Source organism: Paracraurococcus lichenis (assembly GCF_030657435.1).
In the GTDB taxonomy this organism is placed as follows: domain Bacteria; phylum Pseudomonadota; class Alphaproteobacteria; order Acetobacterales; family Acetobacteraceae; genus Paracraurococcus; species Paracraurococcus lichenis.
The window spans coordinates 1-1,436 of sequence record NZ_JAUTWS010000292.1; the positions used below are offsets into that span (position 1 = coordinate 1).

Sequence of the window (1,436 nt, forward strand, 5' to 3'; positions counted from 1 at the left end):
CTGCTGGAGGAGGTGCCTGATCACCGCCGGGCGGAGGGCAAGGTCTACCAGCTGGCGTACGTCCTGCTGTTCTCCATCCTGGCCGTCGTCAGCGGCGGTAACTCATATCGCAGCATCGTCACCTTCATCGAGATGCACCGTCCCCGGCTGAACGAGGTGTTCGGCCTGACCTGGCGGCGAGCGCCGGCGCACACCGCCATCCGCTACATCTTGCAAGGCTTGGACAGCGACGCGGTGGAGACAGCCTTCCGTGGCCACGCCAAGCTTTTGCAGGCGGCTCACACCAAGCCGGGCGGGGGTAGTTTGGCAATCGACGGCAAGACCCTGCGCGGCAGCTTCGACGCGTTCCGCGACCGAGCCGCCGCGCACCTGCTCGGCATGTTCGCCACTGACACGGCGCTGGTGCTGGCGCACAGCGAGGTCGAGGAGAAATCCAACGAGATCCCGGCCGCCCAGGCGCTGCTCGCCGAACTCGGCCTGGCTGGCCACTTGGTCACGCTCGACGCCCTGCACTGCCAGAGGAAACCTTCGAGCTCGCCGCACAGGCCGGAGCCGACCTGATCATACAGGTCAAGGACAACCAGCCCACCCTGCATCAGCAAGCCAAGGACCTCTGCGCCAGCGCCACCCCGCTTTCCACGGCCAATAGCCGTGATCGGGGGCGCAACCGCCAGGAGGAGCGCAGCGTCGCCGTCTTCGATGCCGCCGCCGCCTTCACCAACACCGAGTGGGCATCCCTCATCGGTGCCGTGATCCGCATCGAGCGCGACGTCCTCACCCGCAACGCCAAGACCGGTCTCTGGCATCGCTCCTCCGAGACCGCCTTCTACCTCGCCACCACCGCACTTCCAGCCGTACGCGCCGCCTCTGCTATCCGGGACCACTGGAAGATCGAGAATACCTCGCACTACACCCGTGACGTCACCATGGGTGAGGATCGCTCCCGCATTCGCTGCAATCCGGGCATCTTCGCCCGCCTCCGCAGTTTCGCCTTCAACATCCTCAAGGCCAACCGCCGAAGCTCACTCCCGCAGGACCGCTACCGCGCCGCTATCGGTGGCGTCGATTACCTCCTCGACCTCCTCAACACTCCAGAGCGTTGAACAGCCCTGGGGGAAGAGGCGTGGTTCAAGACGTGCCATCGTCCAGGTAACGAATTAATGGTTTTTGCGTTGCGAAGCCGACGCAAAAACCCCGTTGGACGGACGCGGAGAGGTGAGGACCGCAGCGGTGGGCTATGGGGTTTTGTCAGAACTCGTGCCAGACCCGACGACGTGAGGCCCGACTTGAACAGTGCCTTCGGAAAGATCGTTTCGGGGCAACAGGTTAGCCCAGCCTCCCCGGCTGTTTGCACTACATTGTCGCGTAAAGGTTGAGGTCAGGCGGCCTGTTCGCGCTGGTGCGGCGGCAACGCCACGCCGGCTGCCTGGAACACC

General features: G+C 64.8%; 2 protein-coding genes. Both read left to right on the top strand.

Annotated features, from left to right (window positions below):
• Positions 1-561, top strand: a 561-nt coding sequence (locus tag Q7A36_RS39780) for an ISAs1 family transposase (RefSeq protein ID WP_305109318.1), incomplete at its 5' end; no start/stop codon positions are given.
• 29 nt (positions 562-590) lie between these two features.
• Positions 591-1,103, top strand: a complete 513-nt coding sequence (locus tag Q7A36_RS39785; protein WP_305109319.1) for an ISAs1 family transposase — start codon at positions 591-593, stop codon at positions 1,101-1,103.
• The last annotated feature ends 333 nt before the right edge of the window (positions 1,104-1,436 follow it).